22 protein-coding genes are annotated in these 24,209 nt (G+C 62.7%); 6 read left to right on the forward strand and 16 right to left on the reverse strand.

Annotated elements, in window-relative coordinates:
- Window position 1 precedes the first annotated feature (1 nt).
- From AC1RT2_RS00930 to AC1RT2_RS00995, 14 genes are all read right to left on the reverse strand, one after another.
- A complete protein-coding gene (locus AC1RT2_RS00930) occupies window positions 2-1,417 on the reverse strand; it encodes an LLM class flavin-dependent oxidoreductase (RefSeq protein ID WP_493098610.1) in 1,416 nt (471 codons plus the stop codon).
- Window positions 1,418-1,697: 280 nt separating this feature from the next.
- Window positions 1,698-2,912 (reverse strand): SfnB family sulfur acquisition oxidoreductase, encoded by a 1,215-nt coding sequence (locus tag AC1RT2_RS00935; protein WP_444798434.1) that lies wholly within the window; start codon window positions 2,910-2,912, stop codon window positions 1,698-1,700.
- 23 nt (window positions 2,913-2,935) lie between these two features.
- Window positions 2,936-3,976: an isopenicillin N synthase family dioxygenase gene (locus AC1RT2_RS00940; RefSeq protein WP_493098614.1), complete on the reverse strand. Its 1,041-nt coding sequence runs from the start codon at window positions 3,974-3,976 to the stop codon at window positions 2,936-2,938.
- Window positions 3,977-4,015: 39 nt separating this feature from the next.
- Window positions 4,016-5,389 (reverse strand): LLM class flavin-dependent oxidoreductase, encoded by a 1,374-nt coding sequence (locus AC1RT2_RS00945; RefSeq protein ID WP_493098616.1) that lies wholly within the window; start codon window positions 5,387-5,389, stop codon window positions 4,016-4,018.
- Between the two features lie 31 nt (window positions 5,390-5,420).
- Window positions 5,421-6,686 carry an SfnB family sulfur acquisition oxidoreductase gene (locus AC1RT2_RS00950; protein ID WP_493098618.1) on the reverse strand — a complete coding sequence of 422 codons (1,266 nt, stop codon included), beginning with the start codon at window positions 6,684-6,686 and terminating at the stop codon, window positions 5,421-5,423.
- A gap of 76 nt (window positions 6,687-6,762) precedes the next feature.
- Window positions 6,763-7,575: a MetQ/NlpA family ABC transporter substrate-binding protein gene (locus tag AC1RT2_RS00955; protein WP_493098620.1), complete on the reverse strand. Its 813-nt coding sequence runs from the start codon at window positions 7,573-7,575 to the stop codon at window positions 6,763-6,765.
- 20 nt (window positions 7,576-7,595) lie between these two features.
- On the reverse strand, window positions 7,596-8,255 hold the full coding sequence (locus AC1RT2_RS00960) for a methionine ABC transporter permease (protein WP_493098622.1): 660 nt from the start codon (window positions 8,253-8,255) through the stop codon (window positions 7,596-7,598).
- Window positions 8,245-9,318: a methionine ABC transporter ATP-binding protein gene (locus AC1RT2_RS00965; protein WP_493098624.1), complete on the reverse strand. Its 1,074-nt coding sequence runs from the start codon at window positions 9,316-9,318 to the stop codon at window positions 8,245-8,247. The genes AC1RT2_RS00960 and AC1RT2_RS00965 overlap by 11 nt, the downstream gene beginning before the upstream one ends.
- Before the next feature lie 5 nt (window positions 9,319-9,323).
- A complete protein-coding gene (locus tag AC1RT2_RS00970; protein WP_493098626.1) occupies window positions 9,324-10,556 on the reverse strand; it encodes an acyl-CoA dehydrogenase family protein in 1,233 nt (410 codons plus the stop codon).
- 233 nt (window positions 10,557-10,789) lie between these two features.
- Complete coding sequence (locus tag AC1RT2_RS00975) at window positions 10,790-12,151, reverse strand: O-acetylhomoserine aminocarboxypropyltransferase/cysteine synthase family protein (protein ID WP_493098628.1); 1,362 nt, start codon at window positions 12,149-12,151, stop codon at window positions 10,790-10,792.
- A gap of 26 nt (window positions 12,152-12,177) precedes the next feature.
- Complete coding sequence (locus AC1RT2_RS00980; RefSeq protein ID WP_493098630.1) at window positions 12,178-12,477, reverse strand: hypothetical protein; 300 nt, start codon at window positions 12,475-12,477, stop codon at window positions 12,178-12,180.
- On the reverse strand, window positions 12,467-13,255 hold the full coding sequence (locus AC1RT2_RS00985) for an ABC transporter ATP-binding protein (protein WP_493098632.1): 789 nt from the start codon (window positions 13,253-13,255) through the stop codon (window positions 12,467-12,469). Before AC1RT2_RS00985 ends, AC1RT2_RS00980 begins: the two co-directional genes overlap by 11 nt.
- The gene (locus AC1RT2_RS00990; RefSeq protein WP_493098634.1) at window positions 13,256-14,257 is read right to left on the reverse strand and encodes an ABC transporter permease; all 1,002 of its coding nucleotides are present in this window, start codon (window positions 14,255-14,257) and stop codon (window positions 13,256-13,258) included.
- A 4-nt stretch (window positions 14,258-14,261) separates the two neighbouring features.
- On the reverse strand, window positions 14,262-15,296 hold the full coding sequence (locus tag AC1RT2_RS00995) for an ABC transporter substrate-binding protein (protein ID WP_493098636.1): 1,035 nt from the start codon (window positions 15,294-15,296) through the stop codon (window positions 14,262-14,264).
- Between the two features lie 248 nt (window positions 15,297-15,544).
- On the opposite strand from AC1RT2_RS00995, the gene AC1RT2_RS01000 reads away from it, so the two are divergent.
- The 5 genes from AC1RT2_RS01000 to ssuD all read left to right on the forward strand — a co-directional run bounded on the left by AC1RT2_RS01000 (window position 15,545) and on the right by ssuD (window position 20,821).
- Window positions 15,545-15,847: a helix-turn-helix domain-containing protein gene (locus tag AC1RT2_RS01000; RefSeq protein WP_493098638.1), complete on the forward strand. Its 303-nt coding sequence runs from the start codon at window positions 15,545-15,547 to the stop codon at window positions 15,845-15,847.
- A gap of 371 nt (window positions 15,848-16,218) precedes the next feature.
- A complete protein-coding gene (locus tag AC1RT2_RS01005; protein WP_444798448.1) occupies window positions 16,219-17,250 on the forward strand; it encodes an amino acid ABC transporter substrate-binding protein in 1,032 nt (343 codons plus the stop codon).
- A gap of 14 nt (window positions 17,251-17,264) precedes the next feature.
- Window positions 17,265-18,449, forward strand: a complete 1,185-nt coding sequence (locus AC1RT2_RS01010) for an amino acid ABC transporter permease (protein WP_493098640.1) — start codon at window positions 17,265-17,267, stop codon at window positions 18,447-18,449.
- Window positions 18,446-19,495, forward strand: a complete 1,050-nt coding sequence (locus AC1RT2_RS01015; protein WP_493098642.1) for an amino acid ABC transporter permease — start codon at window positions 18,446-18,448, stop codon at window positions 19,493-19,495. Before AC1RT2_RS01010 ends, AC1RT2_RS01015 begins: the two co-directional genes overlap by 4 nt.
- Window positions 19,496-19,651: 156 nt before the next feature.
- On the forward strand, window positions 19,652-20,821 hold the full coding sequence (gene ssuD, locus AC1RT2_RS01020; RefSeq protein WP_493098644.1) for an FMNH2-dependent alkanesulfonate monooxygenase: 1,170 nt from the start codon (window positions 19,652-19,654) through the stop codon (window positions 20,819-20,821).
- 162 nt (window positions 20,822-20,983) lie between these two features.
- Here ssuD and AC1RT2_RS01025 read toward each other — a convergent pair whose 3' ends face one another.
- Window positions 20,984-21,559, reverse strand: coding sequence for a TetR family transcriptional regulator (locus AC1RT2_RS01025; RefSeq protein ID WP_493098646.1), 576 nt, complete (start codon window positions 21,557-21,559; stop codon window positions 20,984-20,986).
- A gap of 49 nt (window positions 21,560-21,608) precedes the next feature.
- Between AC1RT2_RS01025 and AC1RT2_RS01030 the strand changes: the two genes are divergently transcribed.
- A complete protein-coding gene (locus AC1RT2_RS01030) occupies window positions 21,609-22,133 on the forward strand; it encodes a dihydrofolate reductase family protein (protein WP_493098648.1) in 525 nt (174 codons plus the stop codon).
- A gap of 141 nt (window positions 22,134-22,274) precedes the next feature.
- On the opposite strand, the gene AC1RT2_RS01035 is transcribed toward AC1RT2_RS01030, so the two are convergent.
- Complete coding sequence (locus AC1RT2_RS01035) at window positions 22,275-24,020, reverse strand: peptidoglycan D,D-transpeptidase FtsI family protein (RefSeq protein ID WP_493098650.1); 1,746 nt, start codon at window positions 24,018-24,020, stop codon at window positions 22,275-22,277.
- Window positions 24,021-24,209: the final 189 nt, after the last annotated feature.

Below are 24,209 nucleotides of genomic sequence, written 5' to 3' on the forward strand. Positions count from 1 at the left end.
GTCATGCGCCGACGGATTTCAGGGCCGGCAACGCCTCGGCCTCGCGGCGCTTCACCGCCTCGATATCGCGATACCCATCGGCAGGATGAGTCTTGGGCAGGTATGCACCCTCGCCAAACAGTTTTTCTCGCAGCGTGCCTGGCTTGTAGGCCGTTGGATAGGCCCCGCGCTTTTGTAGTTCCGGTACGATATGGGTGACGACATCCTCGAAACTGTCGGGTGTCACGGCATAGGCGAGGTTGAATCCATCGACATCCGTATCCGCAACCCACTCCTGAAGGATATCGGCGATGCGTTCCGGTGAACCGACGAAGACCGGTCCCATGCCACCGATGCCCCCAAACTGGGCGAGTTCGTCGATCGTCCAGGACTTGTCGCCGCCGGCGATGTGCTCGACGAAGGAATGGATGGCATTGGTCTCGATCTTTTCGACGATGTCGGTCGGGGCATACTGCCCGAAGTCGATGCCGCTCCAGCCGGACATGAAGGTGAGTGAGCCATCATAGGAGACGTAGCTCTTGTAGTCCTCGAACTTCTTCTGCGCCTTTTCCTCGGTCTCGTCGGTGATGACGGTGACGAGGGTATAGATGAAGACCTTTTTCGGATCACGCCCGGCCGCGGCGATGCGCTGGCGGATTTCGGCGACATAGGCCTTCAGGACGGATTTCGTCGGCGCGGCGACGAAGATGCATTCGGCATGGGCGGCTGCAAAAGCCTTGCCCGGACCCGAAGCGCCGGCTTGGTACAGCACGGGCGTGCGCTGCGGCGACGGCTCGGTGAGACCGTAGCCGGGCACCTCGAAGAACTTGCCCTTGTGGGCGATCTCGTGGACCTTCTCCGGATGGGTGAAGATGCGTTTGTCACCATCCCGCACCACCGCACCCTCTTCCCAGGAGCCTTCCAGCAGCTTGTAGAGCACCTCGACGTATTCGGCGGCGACCTCATAGCGGTTGTCGTGCCCGCGAAGACCGCCCTGCCCGACATTCTTCGCCCCGCTTTCCAGGTAGGAGGTGACGATGTTCCAGCCGACACGGCCTTTGGAGTGATGATCGGCCGTCGCAAGGCGGCGGGCGAAGGTATAGGGGTGCTCGAACGAGGTAGACGCGGTGATGCCGATGCCGAGATGTTCGGTGGCAAGCGCGATGGGCGCCGCCAGTTGCAACGGATCGTTTACCGGCAGCTGCGCTGCCTGATGGATGGCATGGTAGTTCGAGCCCTTGTAGACATCGTAGTAGCCGACGACATCGGCGATGAAGATGCCATCGAAGACGCCGCGCTCCAATGTACGCGCGAGATCCTGCCAGTAGTCCAGATCCTTGTATTTCCAGGATTTGTCGCGCGGATGCGCCCAGAGGCCCGGCGACTGATGGCCCACGCAATTCATGTCGAAGGCATTGAAACGGATATGGCGCGCCATGGTGGTCTCCAGCGTCTTGAGGATGCCGTGCGGCTTCCTGTCCCGGCGGAGAATAGCGCCTTGGATGATCAAATACAGGAATTCTATCTTTTATATGTATTAATTTTGGAAATGGCATTTCTGTTTGCCGGATAGAGGCAAGCAGTTCTGTCGCGCATGCGGGAGCGCGAAGACCAAGATCAAATGCGGCCCTCCGTCGCCTCTATTTCATGAGCAAAAAAAGGGCCGCAACCCCGAAGGATTGCGGCCAGGTGACCACCCCCACCACGAGGGTTGGATTTCAGAGCGCGCCGTTGCGCGGCGGAATGACGCCGTTGAGGTGATAGTTGCCGACCACGTGGTACTTCCAGCGCACCGGATCGTGCAGCGTATGGGTGCGGGCGTTTCGCCAGTGCCGTTCGAGATTGAGGCCGCGCTTCGTGGCCGAGGTGCCTGCGAGTTCGAAGAGCACGTTGGTGGCGTCGATCGCAAGCTCCGTCGTCAACACCTTGGCGGCGGCAACTGCCAGCGTCGCCGCCACGGAATTTTCCTGGCTGAGACTTATCTGCGCCTGGTCTACCCTGCGCCCGGCCCGCTCCAGTGTCGCCTCGGCGGCCTCGATGCGGATGGCAAGCTCGCCGATGCGGGATATGGTCAGCGGATCGTCCGCCGCACGCTCGACGCCGCTGTCGGTCCACGGCCGCGCCCGGTCGCGTACATAGCCGATGGTTTCCTTCAACGCGGCGCGTGCAATGCCGAGATCGACCCCCGCATGGATGATCTGCCCTACGGAGCCGATCGTACCGGGACGCTCGAACCCCTTGTGGTGCTGGACCACAGCATCGGCCGGGACGTATACATCGGTCAGGATCGTCGTTCCGCTGCCCGTCGTGCGCTGGCCGAAACCATCCCAGTCGTCGACGATCTCGATGCCTTCCGTCTCGCGCGGCACGAAGGACATGGTCAGCCGCTCCTCGCCATCGAGCGCGAAGATCACCACCCAATGGGCAAAGAGCACACCGGTGGAATAGAATTTCCGGCCATTGATGCGAAAGCCCGCGCCATCCGGCGTGATGCGGGTGTTGTAGTCGCCAACGGTCTTCGTTCCGACCTCCGACAGCGCGTTGCCAAAGCGGTCGCCGGCAAGTGCCCGCCCGAAATAGAACCGCTTCTGCACCTCACTGCCATCATGGCGCAGGGCTTCAAGGATATAGAAATGGTTCTGCGGGATCTGGCCGATCGAACTGTCGGCTTCGGACAGGATCGCCGTGACCTCGGCCAGCACCGCATTCGATACATCGATGCCGCCATACTCAGAGGGCACGGTGATGGCGAGCAATCCGGAGGCCGACAGGCGGTCGAGCTCTTCATAGGGAAGCGCACGCTCGTAGTCTCGCCGGCTTGCACCGCCAATGAAATCCCCGGCGAGTTCGCGCGCCACGGCGAGGGCCTCTTCCTCGCTCGCGATGCGGCGGGCTGTCTCTGGTGGCTGGACGAGCGTCGTGACACTGCTCATGGTCGTTCCTTTCGGGAGAGGGATCAGGCCTTGGCCGGCTTTTCCAGAAGATGCAGCAGGTCGGGATGGTGTTTCGCCGCGACATCAGGATGGGAGCGCAGGCGGCTCTTCAGGTGGTTGATGCCGACCTCCCGGAAGATCGGGTTGAGCGGGTCGACCGTCACGCCGCGCTCACCGCGCTTCAACGTCTCCGGTAGCGGAATGACCGGGATCGTAGCGTCGTAGCGGGCGCCAAGGAAGAAGGCGACCGAGAACCGCTCCGTGCCGGCGGGCGGCGTCACGACGTCATGGACGTCCGCCCGGACAAAGCCGTTCGTCGCCAGTTCCAGAAGCTCCCCGCTGTTTATGATGAAGGTGCCGGGCACCGGTGGCGCCTCGATCCACACACCCTCTTCCGTGCGGATACGCAGGCCCGGCGTGGTGTCCTGCAGGAGCACGGTGACGAAGCCGCCGTCCTTGTGCGCGCCGACGCCCTGATCGCTCCCCGCGGCCTCGCGACCGGGATAGCGGATGATCTTCAGGAGCTGGGACGGCGAGGGTTCATAGATTTCGGCAAAGGCGTTTTCCGGCTGGCCGAGCGCAAGCGCGATGGCCTTCAGCACGTCGATGCCGATGCGGGTGACTTCCGCCTGATAGCGCAGAAGCAGCGGCTTCAGTTCCGGCAGGGCGTCGGGCCATTGGTTGGGGCCGTAAAGCCGGTTCCACGGCGTATCCGCTCCGGCGTCAACGGGCGCGCCTTCCGTGTTGATATCGAGCTGCTCGCGCCAGTCCTGCTCACCGCGGGTGCGCTCGTAACCGGCGCGATTGTAGCCGCGGAAATGCGACGACTTCACCATCTCGATCGACAGCTTGTCCGCTTCCGGCAGTGCAAAGAAGCGCTTCGAGGCCGAAAGCACGTCATCAATCAGGCTTTGCGGCACGCCGTGACCGGTGAGATAGAAGAAGCCATGGTCGTGCAGGACACGGGTCAGTTCCTTGACGAAACCAGCGCGCTCCGCGGCGTCGCCGTAAAAGCGCGAGAAGTCGATTGTCGGAAGGTGGGCGGGCTTGGTGTGAATGGTCATGTCATGCTCCTCGAAAAATTGGTTTGGACGCGCGTCTTGTCATTCCGCCGCGCGAAGAAGGGCGTTCGCCCGGAAGTCCGCGCCGTGATGTCGCTCCGGCAATCGGTTGCCTTCGCCGAACAGGCGGTTGCGCAGGCTGCCTTCGCCATAGGCTGTCTTGTAGCGGCCGCGCTCCTGCAGCACGGGCACCACCAGATTGATGAAATCCTCGTAGCTTTCCGGCGCCACCGTGCGGGCAAGGTTGAAGCCGTCGATCTCGCCTTCGGCAATCCATGCCTCAAGCGCATCGGCGACCTGGTAGGGATTGCCGACGATCAGCGGATAACGCCCGCCAAGCGGCATGTCGGAGAGGATGCTGCGCTTCGTCCAGCCGCGTTCGCGTGCGAGATCGACGGAGGTCTGCACGAAATTGCCCTTGCCGTAGGTGATCGGCTCGTCGAGTTCATACTGCGAAAAATCGATACCGGTGCCGGCGGAGAAATGCGCCAGCCCCGCCTCGGGGCTCGCGTAGCGGGCATAGTCCTCGTACTTCTCCTTGGCCGCCCGTTCCGTCCGGTCGACCACGACGGTGATGCCGGCGAAGATGCGGACGTCTTCCGCCCGCCGCCCCGCCTCGACCGCACCCTTGCGGATGGCGCGCGACGCGGTGCGGGCGACCTTCGTATCGGGCGATGAGATGAAGACGCATTCGGCATGGCGGGCCGCGAATTGCCGGCCACGGCCGGAGGTACCGGCCTGATAAAGCACCGGCGTACGCTGCCGCGAAGGTTCACTGAGGTGATAGCCCTCAGCCCGGTAATAGGCTCCCTCATGCCGGATTTTTCGCACGCGCGATGGGTCGGCATAGGTCCGGCCGCGGCGGTCGCGCAGCACGGCGTCGTCGTCCCAGCTACCTTCCCAGAGCGCATAGAGCAGATCCAGGCATTCATCTGCCCGATCGTAGCGCTGGTCGTGTTCGCCGAGCGCCGTCTGCCCAATTGCCCGTGCGGCACTGTCGAGATAGCCCGTCACGATGTTCCAGCCGATGCGGCCATCGGTCAGGTGATCGAGCGTCGACATGCGGCGGGCAAAGATATAGGGCTCCTCCGCATTCACATTGACCGTGACGCCGAAACCGAGTCCCTTCGTCACCGCAGCCATCGCGGACACCAGCATCAACGGATCGTTGACCGGCAGCTGGATGGATTCGCGCAGCGTGAGGTCAATGGACTGCTGGTAGACATCATAGACCCCGACAATGTCGGCCAGGAACACACCATCGAACAGGCCGCGCTCGAGGGTAGCCGCCAGCTCAATCCAATGGCTCAGCTTGGTATAGCGATGCGACTGGTCGCGCGGATGGGTCCACAGGCCATGGTTGATGTGGCCGGCGCAGTTCATGGTGAAGGCGTTGAGCAGAATTTCTTTTGGCATGTTCCATGCGAGGACGAGACCGCCCTCTCCGTCAGATCCAGGAATGTAGCGGCGGCTGCACACCGTTGAGGTAATACTGGCCGACCGCGTGGAACTTCCAGCGCACGGGATCGTGCAGCGTGTGGGTTCGCGCATCGCGCCAGAATCGATCGAGATTGTGGGTTCCGAGCGTCGAGCGCGTGCCGGCAAGCTCAAAGAGCTTGTTGGCCGCCGCAAGCGCGACTTCCGTTGTCAGAACCTTGGCCTCAGCGACTGCAATCTTCGCCTTGCCGATCGTCTCGTCGGTGACATCGGCAATCGTGTCGTCGAGCTGTCGGCCTGCGCGTTCGAGAAGTGCTTCGGCCGCATGCAGACGGATTTTCAGGTCGCCGATCGCCGCAATCGTATAGGGATCGTCGGATGCCCTGTCCGCACCGCTGTCGATCCACGGTCGCGCGTGGTTGCGCACGAGATCGATCGTCGCGTCGATGGCACCACAGGCAATGCCGGCATCGATCGCAGCGTGGATAAGCTGGCTCTGCGGCCCGACGGCGCTCTGGTTTTCGTAGACGATGTGGGCGGGCAGCACCCGGCTTGCCGGAATGAAAACCTCGTTGAGGATAACCGTGCCGCTCGCCGTGGTGCGCTGGCCGAAGGCCGACCAGTCGTTGACGACCTCCAGCCCTTCGGCATCCCGGTCGGCAACAGCAACGACGACATGGCCTTCCTCGTCCAGCGCGACGATCGGCACCAGATGTGCAAACAGCGCACCCGTGGAGTAGAACTTGCGACCCGAGACGACGAAATGGTCGCCCTTGCGCACCAGTCGCGTTTCGAAGCTCTCGACATTCTTGCCGCCGAATTCGGAGAAGGCATTGCCGAGGCGCTTTCCGGCAAGCACGACGCCGAAGAGTTCGTGCTTCTGCGCCTCGCTACCCGTCTGGCGGATGACGTCGATGATCTCGAAACTGTTCTGTGCGATCTGCGTAAGCGAGGGGTCGCCCGCGGCAAGCGAGGCAAAAACCTTTGCGAGCGTGACCTGCGAGACGCCGGCGCCACCGTAGGCCTTGGGAATGGTAATGCCCCAGAGGCCGCTTTGCGAAAACAGGTCCACTTCCCGGAACGGCAGCTGACGATTCCGGTCGCGCTCCTTTGCCTCGACGGCAAAAAGTGGCTTCAACTGCTCGGCAACCGCGATCGCCTCCGCATCGTTGCGGATGACATGTGCCGCCGTTGCCGGCGGGTTGGGCAGCCAGCCGGGCTCGCCGGGAGCGGGATCAGGCGGGAGAAGTTTTGCAGTCGCGTGTGTCGTGGTCATGTCTCAGCCGTCAATCGGGTCTTGAGAGGAGCCGGGCTGCTATAGGGTGCAGCCCGGCGGCGAGAGATTAAAAAGCTCAGAAGGCAGCGACCACCTGTCCCTTGTAGCGCTCTTCGATGAATTTTCGGGTCTCCTCGCTGTTCAGCACCTTGGCGAGCTTTGCCACGCGCGCGTCGCCCTTGGTCTCCGGGCGGGTGACGAGATACTCGCTCCAGACGTTGTAGCCGTCCTGGCCGCGATCGATGAGCAGCGCCTTCGTGATGTCGAGTTTCGCCTCGAAGACGTAGTTGCCGTTGAGCGCGGCCAGATCGACCTCACCCAGCGCGCGCGGAAGCAGCGCGGATTCCAATTCAACGATCTTCAGGTTCTTCGGGTTCTCGGTAACATCCTTGATGGTCGGTAGCGGATCTTCCGGCGAGGTCAGCTCCGGCTTGCCCGAGACCTTGATGAGGCCGAGCTTCTGGAGCAGCAGCAGACCGCGGCCACCATTGACCGGGTCGTTCGGGATCGCGACGGTCGCGCCATCTTCGAGTTTATCCACCGCATCGATCTTGGTCGAATAGGCGACGAAGGGCTCGATATGCACCGGTACGATCGGTGTAAGCTCGGTGCCGCGCTGCTTGTTGTAGTCGTTCAGGAACGGCCGGTACTGATAGTAGTTGGCATCCAATTCACCGGAGACCAGCTGGGCGTTCGGCTGGATATAATCGGTGAAGACTCGGATATCGAGTTCGAGGCCTTCCTTGGCGAGGATCGGCTTGACGAATTCGAGGATTTCCGCGTGCGGGATGGCGGTGGCACCGACAACGAGTGTTTCGTCGGCTTTGGCGGTGCCGAAGGCCGCAAGCGCCAGGCCGGCGGCGATGGTAAGGAATTTCAGGATGCGCATGTGGGTCCTCCGAGCGCTGGTCATTTGCGGGAAAAATGGGTGACGAGGCGGTTACCGCTCGCCTGGATGAGCTGGACGAAGACGATGAGGATCGCGACGCAAACCAGCATGATTTCCGTCTGGAACCGGTGGTAGCCGTACCGGATGGCGAGATCCCCCAGCCCGCCGCCGCCGATGGCGCCGGACATGGCCGTGTAGTCGACGAGTACGATTGCGGTGACGGTAACGGCGGCCAAGAGGCTCGGCAGCGCTTCAGGCAGCACCGCGCGAAAAATCGTCTGCGACGTCGAGGCGCCCATGGCGAGGCTCGCCTCGATGATGCCGCGATCAACCTCGCGCAGCGCCGTTTCCACGAGCCGAGCAAAGAACGGCGACGTGCCGACGACCAGCGGGAAAATGACGCCGCGAATACCGAGCGATGTGCCGGTGACGAGCACGGTAACCGGCATCAGCACGATGAGCAGGATGATGAAGGGCACCGAGCGGATGATGTTCAGCACGAAGGACAGGCCACCATAGGCGACGGGCGCCTGGAACAGCTGCTGTCGACCTGTGAGGAACAACAGGATGCCGAGCGGCAGGCCGACAAGCACGGTGAGCAGCAGCGCACCACCGACCATGGCCAGCGTCTGGCCGAGCGCCGCTCCGATATCCCCCCAGTAGAGGTTCTCAAACGACATGGAGTGGCCTTTCCTGAAGGCCGGGCGGCACAATGGGCAGGTCTTCGGCAAGTGCTCCACCCTGCAACTCAACATGCACGCCGCTGGCCCGCAGGCTCGCAATGGCGCTTGCCACGTCACGGCCGCTGAGCGACACGACAAACTGGGCGTAGGGCGTCTCGCGGATATGGCCGACGCGACCGCCAAGAATGCTGTAGTCGACGATGTTTTCGCGCGCGATGCGCCCCAGGATCGGCTTATGTGCGGACGGTCCCGTGAAGGTGAGCCGAACCGTGCGTCCGCCGAGATCGGACGCTGCAACGGCATCGAGCGACCCACCATCCGGTTCCGCTTCGCGAACGAGACGCAACGTTGCCGGGTGGCGTGGATGCAGAAAGACGTCGGTCACACGCCCTTCTTCCACGACGCGACCGCGATCGAGCACGGCAACCCGGTCGCAGGTACGGCGGATGACATCCATTTCGTGCGTGATGAGCACAATCGTCACGCCGAGATCGCGATTGATCTGGCGGAGCAGATCGAGCACGGCACCGGTCGTCTGCGGATCAAGCGCGCTCGTCGCCTCGTCGCAGAGTAGCACCTGCGGCTCGCAGGCAAGCGCCCGTGCAATGCCGACGCGCTGTTTCTGACCACCGGAAAGCTGCCGGGGATATTTGTGTGCATGTTCGGTCAGCCCGACGCGGGCAAGCAGCGCCGCCACCTTGTCGGCGATTTCGATTTTGCCGTATTGGCCAGTCAGTTCGAGCGGATAGGCGACATTGCCTGCGACCGTACGGGCGCTCAGGAGATTGAAGTGCTGAAAGACCATGCCGATCGATCGACGCAGGTCCCGCAAGCTCTCGCCCCTGGCGTCCGTGACCCGCTGACCGGCGACAAAGACGTCACCGCCGGTCGGACGCTCAAGCAGGTTGATCAGGCGTACCAGCGTCGACTTGCCGGCCCCGGACGAGCCGATGATGCCGAAGATCTCGCCCTTGGCGATCGACAGGTCGATGCCGTCGAGCGCGTCCACCGGACCATCCTTGCCGGCAAAGCTTTTGGTGATGCCTTCGAGCCTGATCATCGTAGTCAACCCGCGCTCGCGCCGATGCGCCACTGGTAGGGTGGTGGCGTGCCGTTGACGGCGAAGTCCCCGATGATGCGGTGCTTGTAGATCCGCGGATTGTGCGAGGCGAGCGTGCGGGCGTTGCGCCAGTGGCGGTCAAGGCCGGCCGGCTTCTTCGTCGCCGAGGCGCCAAGCGCGTCGAACAGCAACGTGGAGGCTTCGAGGATCAGGTCGGAGACCACCGTCTGGGCCTGCGCAGCTTCGAGTTCCGCAATCGCGTTCGCCTTTTCCTCGGCTTCTGGATCATCGACGAAATGCGCTTCATATGCGCGCTGGAGGCTACTGGCGGCCTGCAGGGTGATCGCGCTTGCGGCATAGGCGGCGGCGCGGATGCGGCCGACGACCTGCAGTACCTGCGGGTCCTGGCTGGAGCGGGCGGCGGCGGCGTGGGTGTAAGTCCGACGGCGCTCCGCCACGGCCTTGGCGACATCCGCCGTGATGGCGCGTCCGATGCCGGCAAGCGTCGCCAGGTGCACCAACTGATAGAAGGCAGCGCTGTATTTGAAGCGCTCATCATCGATAACGATGTCTTCCGGCTGCACCGCGACGTCCAGGAAGGTGGTCGTGCCGCTTGCCGTCAGGGTCTGGCCGAAACCATCCCAGTCGTCGATGACCTCGACACCCTCGGCCTCGCGCCGCACGGCGACCGAAATGCCTTCGCCGTCCGCATTCGACGCTCCGACATCGATCCAATCGGCAAAGAACGAGCCAGTCGTATAATATTTCGCCCCGTTCAGGACGAGCCTTCCGTCCTTTTCCGCGACATTGGTGGCGAAGCGGTCAAGGGCAGCACCGGTGCCAATCTCACTCCAGGCATTTCCCGTAATCTCACCGCGCCCGATACGACCAGCCCAAAGATTTCGCCGCTCCGCATCCTTCGTGTTGAGGATATCCTCGGTGAAGCCGAAATGGCCGCGCAGCGCCTGCGTAATGTTCGAGTCGGCCTCGGACAGTTCGATAAGCAGATTGAAAAACTGCGGCAGGCTCGCACCCTTGCCACCGTCCGCGACCGGGAGGCGCGTGGCCCCGAAGCCGGCTTCCTTCAGGTGGCGGATTGCCTCGTGCGGAAGGTCGCGCTCCAGGTCACGCTCCGTTGCCCGCGCCGAAATTTCTGCGAAAATCGGCCGGAACGGCGCTGCCAGCGCTTCATAGTCATCACCGGGGCCAGCACCCCAGGCACTCTCGATCTGCGTCATTCGTATCGTACTCATCGCTGTCGTGATTGGACAAAGGTCCGTCACGCTTGGAATTGACGGCGAGAGTAGCGTTTGGTCGGGCCGAATACAGGAATTCTATCTTTTTTATGGATTATAAAATGGAATGGCGTTTCTTTTTGTACGAGACCCGTGTGCGGCTCTCCTCGTAACGAAAAACCCCGACGCGAGGAGGGAGCGCCGGGGTTAATCGCCGATCGGAGTCTGGCCGGCTTTCAGGCCAGCGCGATCGCGCGCTCCAGATCGGCGATCAGGTCGTCGGGATGCTCCAGGCCGATGGAAAGTCGCACGTAGCCGGGCGTGACACCCGTCGCCAGCTGGTCTTCCAGTGAGAGCTGCGAATGCGTCGTCGTCGAGGGGTGGATCGCCAGCGACCGGGCATCGCCGATATTGGCGAGGTGGTAGAAGAGCTGGAGAGAGTCGATGAACCGGCGCCCCGCCTCGCGCCCACCTTTCAGCTCGAAGCCGACCAGTGCGCCAAAGTAGCCGGGCTTGAAGTATGTTTCCGCCCGCGCCTTCGCGCTTCCCTCCTGGTATTTCGGGAAGATCACCCGTTCGACCTTCGCATGGCCCTTCAGGTATTCGGCGACTTTCACCGCGTTCTCATTGTGCTGGCGCAGGCGCAGCGGCAATGTCTCGAGGCCCTGGATGAACTGGAAAGCGTTCTGCGGGCTGATCGCGGCACCGAGGTCGCGCAGCAACACAGCGCGGGCGCGCAGGATGTAGGGATGGAAGGCGATCGTGGCGGCCTTCTCGATCCAGGTCTTACCCTGGTAGCTCGGGTCCGGTTCGTTGAGGTTCGGCTGGCGTTCGGCATGCTCCGCCCAGGGGAACGTGCCGCTGTCGACGATGGCGCCGCCGATCGAGGTGCCGTGGCCGCCGATATATTTCGTCGTCGAATAGACCACGATCGCCGCGCCGTGCTCCAACGGACGAATGATCAGGGGGGCCGCCGTGTTGTCGACGATCAGCGGGATGCCGTGGCGCCGGCCGATGGCGGCGACTTCGGCGATCGGGAAGACCTCCAGCTTCGGGTTCGGCAGGGATTCCGCATAGTAGGCTCGGGTGCGGTCGTCCGTCGCCTTCTCGAAGGCTTCCGGATCCGATGCATCGACGAAACGGGTTTCGATGCCGAAGCTTTTCAGCGTGGCGGCAAAGAGCGCCCAGGTTCCGCCATAGAGACCAGCGGCGCTGACGATGTTGTCGCCGGTGCGTGCCACGTTGAGGATCGCGAAGGCGGACGCCGCCTGGCCGGAGGCGAGCGCCAAGGCTGCCGCGCCGCCCTCGAGTTCCGCAAGGCGCTGCTCGAAGGCATCCTGCGTCGGGTTCGAGACGCGGGTGTAGAGATGCCCCGCGGCTTCGAGCGCGAAAAGCTTGTCGGCGCCGTCGGTGCCGGGCAGCTGGAAGGAACTGGTCTGGTAGATCGGCACGGCCACTGCGCCGCTTGTCGGATCGAAGCGGAAGCTTCCGCCGTGCAGCGCGATCGTTTCCGGATGCCGGCTCTTGAACGTGGCGGTGCCGGCCGGCGGCTGCACGATGTCCTGCTCGGCAATCTCGGGGGATTGGTGGATCGTCATGGCACTTCTCCTTGAGTGATGCGCTTTCAGGCGCGCGAGGGACGGGCAGACAGAAGGACACCCGCGACGAGGACGGCCGCAGCGGCCCAGAAAGCCTCCGGCGCGTACCAGCGGATGCCGTAGAGATGGTCGTTGGTGCAGAGCGCCTGGGCGAGCGTGCAGAGATCGGTTGCACCGGCTATGCAGGTGACAGCCTGGCCGACGGTCAGGTAGTCGTTCTCGACGACCTTGCTGAAGATCAGCCACCACCAGCCGAGCGCGGCGAGTGCGAAGGCGCCGCCGGCGATGGCGACCACCGGATAGCTGCTGCGGCCACTAGACGTCATGGGAGATACCGAGCTTTTCGAGCAGCGAGGTGCGCAATGCGATGAGGTTCGCATCGTCCCGTCGGCGCGGATGGGGTTGGTCGACACGCAACTCCGCGACGATCGAGGCCGGCCGGTCCGAGAGAACGATCACCCGATCGGCGAGGAGGAGCGCTTCCTCGACATCGTGCGTGACGAGCAATGCCGTGAAGCCGGCGGTCTTCCAGAGATTGAGAAGCTCCTTTTGCATGCGCAGGCGTGTCAGCGAATCGAGCTTGCCGAAAGGCTCATCGAGCAGCAGCAGTTTCGGATCGTTGACGAGCGCACGCGCCAGCGCTGCGCGCTGTGCCATGCCGCCCGACAGCTGGTGCGGGTAGAAATCGGCAAAGCCTTCCAGCTTCACCAGCTTCAGCACCTCGTCGATGCGGTACTCGCGCTCGCGAATAAGTCCGCGTGCCTCGAGGCCGATCGCGACATTGGCCCGCACGGTGCGCCACGGAAACAGCGTTGCATCCTGGAAAACGAGGATGCGGTCCGGGTTCGGTCCCAGGATCGGCTGGCCGTCCTCGCTCACGTTTCCGACCGTCGGCGCCTCCAGGCCGGCGGCAAGACGCAGCAGCGTGGACTTGCCGCAGCCCGAGGGACCGAGCAGGGCGACAAGCTCGCCGGGCTCTACGGTGAAACTGACGTTGTCGAGGACCTGAAGTGCCTTGCCGTCGAGGTCGTAGCGATGGGAGACCCCCTCGACGTCGAGAGCGATGCTGTTGGCGGCACTGGCTTCTGCGAAGGCGACGGACATCTAGAGAACCCCCTTCTGCCAGCCGAGCAGTCGATCCCGCGCGACAAAGAGCAGGCGAACGAGGCCGGCGCAGATCAGTGCCATGATGATGAGGGCGGCGTAGACATTGGCGTAGGCCGAATAGGCCGTGTTGAACTGCAGGTACCAGCCAAGGCCGAATTTTGCGCCGAGCATTTCGGCCACGACGAGAACGGCGAAGGAGTAATAGAGGCCCATGAAGATGCCGACGAAGACGTTCGGCAGCGCTGCCGGAATCGCGACCTTGAAGATCAGAAAGCGGTTGTCGGCCCCGAGCGTGCGGGCGACATCGTAGAAGGACCGGTTCACCTGGCTGACGCCTGCCGCCGTGAGAATTGCGACCGGGATGCCGGAGGCGAGCGCCACGAGGAAGATCGAGGCGTGGAAGGTCGACGGAAAGATGAAGAAGGTGCAGGGAATCCAGGCACTCGCCGGTACGGGGCCGATGAGTTTCAGAAGCGGCATGCCCCAATAGGCGAAGCGTTTCGACCAGCCGAGCGCCACGCCACCGGCAAAGCCGACAAGGATGCCTGAGAAGAAACCGAGCCCCCACAGCCGGCCGGTATAGGCGATGCAGATGAGCAGCCGATCCCAATCCGTCATGTAGACGTGCAGCAAACCCTGCGGCGGCGAAAAGAAAGGTTTTGGCAGCCAGCCGAGCTTTGCCGTCAACACTTCCCAGACGGCAAGCCAGAGGCCGAGCACGATGAACCAGGGTCCGTAGTGCACGAGTGTGCGGCCGGCGCTGCCGAGGCGATGGACGGTGACCGAAAGCACCAGAAAGATGAGCGCGCCGACGAGGGTGACGGCGGCAAACAGCCCCGTCGCCCCCCAGCTGATGACGTCGGGCAGCCCGTAGGTCAGCGCCGACGCAAGAAACCAGGTCGCGGCCGCGAACAACCCGTTGCGCCAGATCCCCGCCAGGGGCAGGCTAACGGATCGCCGCCCTGCCCCGCCGAATGTTTCGTCTACCGCAGCACTCATCGGATCACGCGAAGATGTCGATGGTGATGCGGTTGGCGATCTCTTCCGGATCGGTGGCGGCGTCGATGACGCCGGTCAGCTTGAGGTCTTCGTAGCCGATCCTCACTTCCTTCAGGAGTTCCTTGCCGAACCAATGGTCGTGATAGGTAAAGGCGGAGAGGACTTCCGTCAGGTCTTCGAGCGGCAGGCCGGGCTTCAGCGTATCGAAATACCACTTCGCCACCTCGTCCGGATGCTGGGACGTATACTGGTGGATTTCGAGATTGGCGGATGCCACGCGCTTGATGGCGTCCTTGTTGGCCTCGTAATAGTCGCCGTTGACGCCGAGCACGCAGCAGACGCGGTCCTTGAACGTGCCCGTCTGCGTATCGGCGACGCGGCGGAAGCCGTGCTGCTTCTCGTAGGAATAGGCCCAGGGATCCATGTGGGCGACAGCATCCGCCTCGCCCTTCAGCACGCCTTCGGCAACCAGATCGAAGGGGAAGACTTTCCAGGTGACGTCGGTCTCCGGGTTGAGGCCGGCCTTGGCAAGTGCGACGGAGAAGGCGACGCGCGAGGGTGACATGACGTCGAAGGTGCCGATCGTCTTGCCCTTCAGGTCCGTCAGCGTCTTGATGTCGGAGTCCGGCTTGACGAGCACGCTCTGGCAACCGCCATGCGAGCCCGCAAAGAGCCGCACGTCAAAACCCTGCTCGATCGGCTTCAGCCAATCGTAAAGGAGCCCCGGACCGGCTTCCGCCTTGCGGGTGGCGAGCGCCTGGATGAGCGTCTGGCCGCTCGCGCCCTGATAGAAGAGCTCAACATCGAGGCCATGTTTGGCATAGATGCCCTTGGAAAGGCCGAAGCCGACGGGCGAATGACACGCAGCCACTTCGGTCCATTCCAGCTTGATTGGAATGAGATTGCCGGCAATGGCGTAGCGCGTTGAACGCGCACCGATAACACCGGCGGTCGCGGCCACGGCCGTTACGCCAGCCGCCTTGATCAGGCTGCGGCGCGAGAGTCCCTTGGAGAAAATGGTTTCGGATTGCTGCCCCATCGAATGTCCCCTCGATACGTTGATGGGACTAGCCTAACAAAAATCATATTAGTTTATAGAATTTATAGATTATTTCTTTTCGACCGCGGAGAATATTCTTTCACCGGAAGGCTGTCGCTTGGATCGGCGTCCTCACGCGAGCAGCCCGCCCTTCTCTTCTCGCCAAGGGAAGCCTGTTCAAGTGCGGGAAATCCGGCGCGTTGACCCGCCAAAGCTGTTGAACGATACTGCCGCGAAAAGGAGATCCCATGATTACAGGCTCTCAGTGCCGGGCAGCGCGCGCACTCGTCGAATACAGTCGGGAGCGTCTTGCCGTCGCCTCGGGAGTCGACATCTCGACGATCGAGAGCTTTGAGCGCAAGCTCGGGAAGCCTGATGACGAAAGCATCGCGGCACTCCGCGCTTCCCTGGAGGCTGCCGGCGCCGCTTTCCTGCCGGATGGAGATCGTGGCGGGATCGGCGTGCGACTGAAGTTCAACCGCTCCGAAACCCGGCGTATCCAGACAATGGAAGGTGAAGGCGGCATCGTAGCACACGACGACGTTCCATAAGCCCCCATCCACCTCACCCGATTTCAAGTCATCCTCCCGAAGTATTTGAACACCCGCTAGCGGCCAAACCCGATTGACCTTGAGGCCAACGCGCGCGCCTCGCCGCCGCCCCGTCCGGACGCTTCTTGAAAGCACGGTTCAGACACGGCCCGTCTCCTGTGTGAGATGAGCCTTACGACCGGGCCATCTGAAAATCAGCAGATCGAAACGCACAGCCAGTGAGAAGCAATTTGCTTCGGAACCGGGCAAATTTGGATGTCGATTTCTTAAATACACTAATTTTATAGATAATATAAACAGACCTTCAACGCTTCGGGTAATTCACCCACGCGGCGGAAGTTTAGTTCTTTTGAAAACGAGGACATTTCAATATGATAGCGCACAAGACCCTTCGGCGGGCCGTCAAATCGGCGGTCGCTGCCGCCTTTCTCGCCACCACCATGCTTTCGGGCATCGCCCATGCCGGCCCGACACTCGACAAGATCAACCAGCGCGGCGCGATCAAGGTCGGCGTCGGCACGACGCCCGGCTTCTTCGCGCCGGACAGCAACGGCAAGTGGCAGGGTTTCTTCATCGATTTCGGCCGGGCCCTGTCGATTGCCGTGTTCGGCACGCCGGACAAGGTGGAGTTCACCTCCTCTTCGCCGCAGCAGCGCCTTCCCGCCCTCCAGAGCGGCGAATTCGACATCCTGCTTTCGGGTGTGACGGTTACCACCACCCGCGCCTTCAAGCTCGGCTTCCATTTCGGCCCGACGGTCTTCTATGACGGCCAGGGCATTCTGGTGCGCAAGGATCTCGGCGTGACGAAGGCCGCCGATCTGGACGGCGCGACCATCGGCGCCCAGAGCGGCACGACGGGCGAACTCAACGTCGCCGACTTCTTCCGCAAGACCGGAAAGACATTCACGCCCGTCACCATCGAGGATACGGGGCAGTTCATCGATGCGTTGGAATCGGGCCGAGTCGACGCGATCACGCAGGATTCTTCCGACCTCGTCGGCAAGCGCACGCAGTTGAAGAAGCCGGACGACTACGTTCTCCTGCCCGAGCGCCTGTCCAAGGAGCCGCTTGCACCGGCAATCGCCGGCGGTGACGATCGTTGGCTGGAACTGGTGAACTGGACCGTGAACGCCACGATCCAGGCCGAGGAATGGGGCATCACCTCGGCGAATGTCGACCAGTTCCTGGAATCGGAAGATCCGGCCATCCAGCGCTTCCTCGGCGTCGATCCGTCCTTCGGCACGGAACTCGGCCTTGATCCGAAATGGGCCTACAATATCATCAAGACCGTCGGCAATTACGGCGAGATCTTCGACCGTAACCTGAAGCCACTTGGTTGGGAACGCGGCTACAACAGCCTGTGGACCAATGGCGGCCTGCTCTACTCTCCGCCGTTCCGTTGATGTCGGACAGACGCGTGTTTCGAACCGTCGTGCCGGGCCCTTCGAGGCCCGGCATTGTCGAGAAAGCCCGTGGCTGGTGGGGCGGCTGGCCGCTCGGCCAGCTCGCCTTTCTTGCCGTGATCGCTGCAGTCGGCGCCTTGTTCGTGCACAACGTGTTCGATACGATGGCGCGGATCGGTATCCTGCCCGGCTTCGGCTTCCTGTCGAGTTCCGCCAATTTCGAGATCGGCGAAAGCGCCATTTCATTTCGCGCGGGCGATACGTATCTGCGGGCGATCCTTTCGGGTCTTCTCAACACGCTAAAGGTCTCGTTGCTCGGCTGCCTGCTTGCGACGATCCTCGGTGTTGCCATCGGCATTGCCGGCCTCTCGCGCAATCTTTTGCTCTCCGGTCTCGTACGCTGGTTCATCGAGATCACTCGCAACACGCCGCTGCTGCTCCAGCTCTTCTTCTGGATGTCGCTGGCAAAGGCCCTGCCCGCGCCGCGCCAGGCCTCCGCGCTGTTCGGCACAATCTTTCTCACCAGCCGCGGCGTCTACATCCCCTCGGTCTCGCTGGAGGGCGGGCCATTCGGCCTCGCCGCCGCATTGGGATTTGTCGCAATCCTCGGCGTCGCGCTTCTTCTTGTCCTCCGCCTCTCCCGACGTCTCACGCGTCGCACCGGAACTATGGCAATAGCATTGGCTTTTGCCGCAATCCTTGCCGCCCTCTTCCTCTCCGGCACCAGGCCGGCTGTCGAGGTGCCCGCGCTCTCCGGCTTCAACATCCGCGGCGGGCTCAATCTTTCGCCTGAGTTCGCTGCGCTCCTTACCGGCCTCGTCATAAAATTCTCCGCCCTCATCGCCGAGATCGTTCGGGCGGGCATCCAATCGGTGGGTGGCGGCCAATGGGAAGCCGCGCGCGCGCTCGGCCTGCATGAAGGCCAGATCATCCGTCTTGTCGTGCTGCCGCAGGCGCTGCGCGTCATCACGCCGCTGACGACATCGAGTTATCTCGATCTCACCAAGGATTCGAGCCTTGCCGTCGCCATCGGATTTCCCGATCTCGTCAGCATCATCAACACAACAGCCAACACGACCGGCCAATCCATGGAAGCCCTGATCATCCTGATCGGCACTTTCCTCGCGATCAACCTTTCCCTCTCCGCCTTGATGAATGCCTACAATAGCCGTGTTGCGCTACGGGGAAGCACACGATGACCGCCGCCGCCCGCACCCTTGCAACGCTGCGCACCGGCCTGTTCGGCACACGCACCAACACGCTCATTACTGCGGCGACGCTGTTGCTGCTGTCGCAGATCCTGCCGCCTCTCTTTCGGTGGGCGGTGCTCGACGCCACGTTTACCGGCAATGCGGAGGCCTGCACGCGGGCCGGCGCCTGCTGGGCCTTTGTCACCGCCAAGCTGCGCTTCATTCTTTTCGCGTTTTACCCGCCGGACCTGCAATGGCGGCCGGCGCTCGTTATCCTGCTGCTTGCCGCGATCCTGATCGCAAGTGCCTTGCCGCGTCTCTGGGGCCGGCCGCTGCTTTTCGCCTGGCCGCTAACGATTCTTGCCTGCTGGCTGCTGATGCAGGGCGCCTTTACCAGCACGCCCATCCCCTCGAACCAATGGGGCGGTCTGCCGGTGACGCTTTTCGTCTGGGCCGTCTGCTTTGCTGCCGCCACGCCGATTGCGGTTCTGCTGGCACTCGCCCGCCGCTCGACACTTGGTGGACTGCGCACATTCTCGGTCCTCTATATCGAGTTGATGCGCGGCACGCCGATGGTTGGCATCCTCTATGTCGCCATGCTGATCCTGCCGATGGCGCTGCCGGACGGGCTGTCCTTCGACAAGATGCTGCGCGCCATGCTGATGGTCACGCTGTTCTGGGCGGCCTATATCGCCGAAGTCATCCGCGCTGGTCTGCAGGCCCTGCCCTCGGGGCAAACCGAAGCGGCAACCGCCCTTGGCCTCGGCTACTGGCGCACACTGCACCTCATTATCCTGCCGCAGGCCTTTCGCATCGTCATTCCGGCATTGGTCAATCTCGCCATCGGCTTTCTGCTGGCAACCTCCCTACTCGCCGTCATCGGCATCTTCGATCTCCTGAACGCCGCTCGCGCCTCCGCCGCCGATCCGAAATGGCTCGGCTTCTACAACGAGGCCTACATCGTGGTGGCCGTCGTCTATTTCGCTATCTGTTTTGGCGCATCGCGCTATAGCCGTTGGCTCGAGCGGCGGCTTGCCGCAGGCCGGCGCCTGTAGCTTAAGGCGACCCTTGCCGGGCGATGAATAATCCCAAGGCGGTGCCGAACAGGGAATAGAATTTCTTACAGAAACTATAGAAATAATTATTCTGCGCTGAACCGCACATGCACCCGGCATGCGCGACCCTTTCAGACGACCGGCAGGACCCTATTCATGAGCAAGACCGACCAGCCCCTCGATTTCCTGTGGTTCATCCCGAGTTCCGGCGATGGCGCCTATCTCGGTTCGGACGAATTGAGCCGCCCGCCGGATCCAGGTTATTTTCGCGAGATCGCGGTTGCCGTCGATCGCCTCGGCTATTCGGGCGTGCTCATCCCGGTCGGTGCAGCCTGCGAAGAATCCTTCGTGCTCGCCGCCGACCTTGCTGCCCGTACGGAAAAGCTGAAATTTCTGGTCGCAATCCGCCCTGGTACGGCGACGCCTGCCTACTACGCGCGCCTCGCCTCCACCCTCGATCGCGTATCGAATGGGCGGCTGCTGCTAAACATCGTGGTGGGCGGCAGCGCGCAGGAACTGGCCGGCGACGGCATTTTCCTGCCGCACGACGAACGCTACAACCACGCCGCCGAATTCTTCCACGTCTTCAACGAACTGATCGAAACCGGCCGATCGACGCTGGACGGCAAGTACATCAAGGCCATCGATGCACGCCTCGGCCTTCCGCCGGTTCAGCAGCCGCGCCCGCCGATCTATTTCGGCGGTTCTTCGGATGCCGCGATCGATTTTGCCGGCGGCCTCGTCGACAAGTACCTGACCTGGGGCGAGCCACCGGCGCAGGTGGCGGAAAAGATCGCCCATGCCCGCAAGGCCGCCGCCGCGAAGGGTCGCGAAGCGACCTTCGGCATCCGCCTGCATTTCATCGTGCGGGAGACGGACGATGAAGCCTGGGATGCCGCCGACCGGCTGATCTCGAAACTTTCCGACGAAGCCGTCGCCTCCGCGCAGGAGGTTTTGACCAAGAACTCCGACTCGGTCGGCCAGGCCCGCATGGTGGCCCTGCACAACGGCCGCCGCGACAAGCTCGAGGTGTCGCCAAACCTCTGGGCCGGCATCGGCCTGGTGCGCTCGGGCGCCGGCACGGCGTTGGTGGGGTCGCCGAAGACCGTCGCCGCGCGGCTTCGCGAGTATCAGGCTCTCGGCATCGACACCGTCATCGCCTCCGGCTATCCGCATGTCGAGGAGGCCTACCGCGTCTCCGAACTGCTCTTCCCGGAACTCGGCCTGCCCGGCCCGCGCAACCAGTTGCGTTCGACCTTCGGCGACCACCAGGTTTTTGGCGGGGGCGGCCATGGCGGCAACGTCAAGCTGACGTCGGCCTCATAGCGCCAGTCGAGGGGCGGAGGGATATAGTCCTCGCGCGCCAAAATTCATACTGAACGCCGCGCCGACAAGTTCGCGCGGCGTTCAGCGGAATGAAATGCTCGGGCACGGACGTTTCCCGTCACCGGGGCCGGTAAACAGCCGTAGGAACATCAGTGGCTTGTCCTACGCCTTACCGTGTCGTTCTACTGCGTCTCTCACCCATTCCTCCAATGCATTTCGTATCGCCCGTTCCGCCGTGTCCTGGCGCGTGAACCCCCACCAGGTATGAGCGCCCTGCCAGACGCTGGCCATTTGCCAGCCAAGGCGCCGCCCCTCTTCCGGGTCCTGTGACAGGCGCCGGCCGAGAGCCTCTGCAAGCTGGTGCCCCCAAGCTGCACCACGGGCGCGCAGTATTGGGTTGCGAATGTCTTCCCGAAGCAGCAGCAGACCGTCAGTCACGTCGCGTTCCGCGCTGTCCGGCGGCATGAGGCGCAGGAGAAGGGCAATCGCGCCCTCCGGTATCGACGCCTCTTGAGCATCGGCAGACGCCGTCTCCGCGTCCAAACAGTCCCAGGCCCGCAACATTATGGCCTGCACCAATGCATCCCGGTCGCCGTAGCGCTGCACCAAGGTGGCCGCCGAAAGGCCCGCGGCTTGAGCGGCCCGGGCGAATGTCAGCCCGGCAGGCCCGGCCTCCATCAGGACGTTGAGAAGCGCGTCGAGAACCTGCGCATCGGGGATTGTCTTGCGTCTTGCCATGGCTATATATAAATGTACGTTCGTTTATTTATTATTCAAGGAGGCTTCCATGGCCCGCATCCTAGGATATATCGCCACCAGTCTCGATGGCTATATTGCCACCGCGGACGACAATCTCGATTGGCTGTTCAAATATGACGGCATGGATCTCGGCGAGCACGACTACCGCACCTTCATTAAACGCATCCGCACGATCGTCATGGGACGCGGCACCTACGACTTCGTTGCAAATGAGCCCTCCCCCTGGGCCTATGGGGACCAGCGGGTCATCGTTGTCACCTCGCAGCCGATCGACGAGCCCAAGGGGCCGCTCGAGGTGCGCAACGACGTCGACACATTGATCGCAGAGCTTCGCGCACTGGACGACGGCGACGTCTGGATGGTGGGCGGCGGCCAGTTGCAGATGGCCTTCATCGAGCGCGGCGCGCTAGACGAGATCGAAATCTATGTCATTCCGGAGATGCTGGGCAATGGGCGCCGCCTCTTCCCGCCAACCGGATTTCGCGCCAGCCCGACACTCATTGGTGCGCAAACGCTGGATCAGGGCTGTGTGCGGCTCCACTACCGTTTCTAGAGCTTGGGCGTTTGCCGAAACAGCATGGAGACCATCGGGAAAGATAGTCCTGGCCCTTCACGCGCCGCATCGGATCACGGAAATCATCCGCCGCACGTTGTATTTTGAAGAAAACGCGACCCGTATGCAGTGAACCCGGGGTCAATAATCGACCAGCAACTGCGGATCGTCCTCCGTTCCGAAGCGGGGTTGAACGCCAAGCATTGCGCCGCTGCGCCGGATGATCTCGCGAACGACGGGGCCGGCCGTATAGGCGGCCAGCCGCCCACCGTTCTCGCCCGTCAGCGGCGCATCGACGATGGAGAGCACGACGTAACGCGGCTTGTCCATGGGAAAGCCGGCGAGGAAGGCGTTGAAGTTGATGTTCGTCGCATAACGACCGTTGATCACCTTGTCGGCCGTGCCGGTCTTTCCGCCGACGCGAAAGCCTGGGACCTGCGCGCTGCGGCCAGAGCCGTTCAGGCCGTTCCAGGTGAAGAGATAGCGCATGTCCGCGCTGGTTTTTTCAGCGAGAACCTGCACGGCGCCGCCGCTCGCCTCTTCCAGGCTTCGGGGCATAAACGTCGGAGAAACCAGGCTTCCGCCATTGAGCAGGGCGGCAGCGGCGACAGCGGTTTGCAGCGGCGTGGTGGCGGCACCATGACCGTAGGAGATCGTCGCCGAGTTGATCTTCCGCCAGGTTCTCGGCTGTGTCGGCGTCGCAACCCCGGGCATCTCCGTATCCATCTTGGTGAGAAGCCCGAGCTTCGTCAAAAACGCCTGATGGCCTTCGATCCCGACCATGTCGGCTATGGTCGCGGTTCCGATGTTGGAGGAAAACTGAAACACTTCCGGGATCGACAGGGGCCGCCTCTTTCCCCGGAAATCCTTGATGGTGAAACCACCCATGCGAATGGGGTTCGACGCGTCGATGACCGAGTTGAGGTTGATGCTGCCTGCGTCGAGCCCCATGGCCAGCGTGAACGCCTTGAACGTCGATCCCATCTCGAATGTCGCATTGCTCATCCGGTTGAACCAACCCTTCTCGTATTCCTTGTCGACGCTGCCGTCCGGAAGCTGGCGCGAGGGTTCGTTCGGGTCGTAATCCGGCACCGATGCCATGGCGAGAACCTCGCCGGTCGCGACGTCCAGGACCACGGCGCCCGCGGCTTCGGCCTTATAGTCGGTCATCGCCTTTGCGACGACGTCGCGCACGATGGCTTGGACGCGCAGGTCGATCGACAGACGCACGGGCTCAAGCGCCATCCCGCTCGTCAAGCCGGCTTCGCGCAGTGCAATGAGGCCCTGCTGGTCGAGGTAGCGCTCCATGCCGGCGAGGCCCATATTGTCGATGTTGACGTGACCGACGATGTGCGAGGCTATGGCACCGCCCGGATAGAAGCGGCGCTTCTCCGGCCGGAAGCCAAGCCCCGGAATGCCGAGCGCCATGATATCCGCCTGCTGGCGCGGGGTCAGGTGACGCCGCAGCCACTGGAAGGCCGAGCCGGAGCGAAGCCTCCTGTTTGTCTCGTTCCAGTCAAGGTTCGGAATGACGGTCGCCAGCTTCTCGATAGCCTCGTCCGGGTCGACGATCCTGCGCGGCTCGGCATAGAGCGACACCATATTGAGGTCGGTTGCCAGCATCAGGCCGTTGCGGTCGAGAATGTCCGGGCGGGAGGCCATGGCGCTGAGATCGCTGCGCAACGATGCCGTCGCGGTGACGTCGTCAAGGCCGTACTGGATGAGGCGGCCACCGACTGCCATGAAGGCAACGGCAAAAATGGCGATCAGGATACCGATCCGCTGCCGCGCGTCCTGCCGCCGGCGCCCGCTGCCGACGAAGGCGCCGTTTTTGCTTTGCACGGCAAAGTGCGCACGGCTTCTCAGCCGGATGACGAACGAGATCATTCCGAACAAACCCATGGATGACGGGGTGGCGATCGGGCATCTGTCTGTACCCGTACGCTGGAGCCTGCATTCGATGGGGCGGGAAGCCAATGGTTAAGTTGGCACGTGAGCAATTTGAGTTAAATCGATGTTAATATACAATTACAATTGTCTTGAGGCTGTGAGAGGAAAATTAACATCTTCCTCTCC

This window comes from Shinella sp. GW821-FHT11G07 (assembly GCF_058808115.1).

Excerpts from the sequence above, each read along its gene's own strand:
- AC1RT2_RS00930 (WP_493098610.1), bottom strand. The coding sequence starts at position 1,417 with ATGGCGCGCCATATCCGTTTCAATGCCTTCGACATGAATTGCGTGGGC.
- AC1RT2_RS00935 (WP_444798434.1), bottom strand. The coding sequence starts at position 2,912 with ATGAGCAGTGTCACGACGCTCGTCCAGCCACCAGAGACAGCCCGCCGC.
- AC1RT2_RS00940 (WP_493098614.1), bottom strand. The coding sequence starts at position 3,976 with ATGACCATTCACACCAAGCCCGCCCACCTTCCGACAATCGACTTCTCG.
- AC1RT2_RS00945 (WP_493098616.1), bottom strand. The coding sequence starts at position 5,389 with ATGCCAAAAGAAATTCTGCTCAACGCCTTCACCATGAACTGCGCCGGC.
- AC1RT2_RS00950 (WP_493098618.1), bottom strand. The coding sequence starts at position 6,686 with ATGACCACGACACACGCGACTGCAAAACTTCTCCCGCCTGATCCCGCT.
- AC1RT2_RS00955 (WP_493098620.1), bottom strand. The coding sequence starts at position 7,575 with ATGCGCATCCTGAAATTCCTTACCATCGCCGCCGGCCTGGCGCTTGCG.
- AC1RT2_RS00960 (WP_493098622.1), bottom strand. The coding sequence starts at position 8,255 with ATGTCGTTTGAGAACCTCTACTGGGGGGATATCGGAGCGGCGCTCGGC.
- AC1RT2_RS00965 (WP_493098624.1), bottom strand. The coding sequence starts at position 9,318 with ATGATCAGGCTCGAAGGCATCACCAAAAGCTTTGCCGGCAAGGATGGT.
- AC1RT2_RS00970 (WP_493098626.1), bottom strand. The coding sequence starts at position 10,556 with ATGACGCAGATCGAGAGTGCCTGGGGTGCTGGCCCCGGTGATGACTAT.
- AC1RT2_RS00975 (WP_493098628.1), bottom strand. The coding sequence starts at position 12,151 with ATGACGATCCACCAATCCCCCGAGATTGCCGAGCAGGACATCGTGCAG.
- AC1RT2_RS00980 (WP_493098630.1), bottom strand. The coding sequence starts at position 12,477 with ATGACGTCTAGTGGCCGCAGCAGCTATCCGGTGGTCGCCATCGCCGGC.
- AC1RT2_RS00985 (WP_493098632.1), bottom strand. The coding sequence starts at position 13,255 with ATGTCCGTCGCCTTCGCAGAAGCCAGTGCCGCCAACAGCATCGCTCTC.
- AC1RT2_RS00990 (WP_493098634.1), bottom strand. The coding sequence starts at position 14,257 with ATGAGTGCTGCGGTAGACGAAACATTCGGCGGGGCAGGGCGGCGATCC.
- AC1RT2_RS00995 (WP_493098636.1), bottom strand. The coding sequence starts at position 15,296 with ATGGGGCAGCAATCCGAAACCATTTTCTCCAAGGGACTCTCGCGCCGC.
- AC1RT2_RS01000 (WP_493098638.1), top strand. The coding sequence starts at position 15,545 with ATGATTACAGGCTCTCAGTGCCGGGCAGCGCGCGCACTCGTCGAATAC.
- AC1RT2_RS01005 (WP_444798448.1), top strand. The coding sequence starts at position 16,219 with ATGATAGCGCACAAGACCCTTCGGCGGGCCGTCAAATCGGCGGTCGCT.
- AC1RT2_RS01015 (WP_493098642.1), top strand. The coding sequence starts at position 18,446 with ATGACCGCCGCCGCCCGCACCCTTGCAACGCTGCGCACCGGCCTGTTC.
- ssuD (WP_493098644.1), top strand. The coding sequence starts at position 19,652 with ATGAGCAAGACCGACCAGCCCCTCGATTTCCTGTGGTTCATCCCGAGT.
- AC1RT2_RS01025 (WP_493098646.1), bottom strand. The coding sequence starts at position 21,559 with ATGGCAAGACGCAAGACAATCCCCGATGCGCAGGTTCTCGACGCGCTT.
- AC1RT2_RS01030 (WP_493098648.1), top strand. The coding sequence starts at position 21,609 with ATGGCCCGCATCCTAGGATATATCGCCACCAGTCTCGATGGCTATATT.
- AC1RT2_RS01035 (WP_493098650.1), bottom strand. The coding sequence starts at position 24,020 with ATGATCTCGTTCGTCATCCGGCTGAGAAGCCGTGCGCACTTTGCCGTG.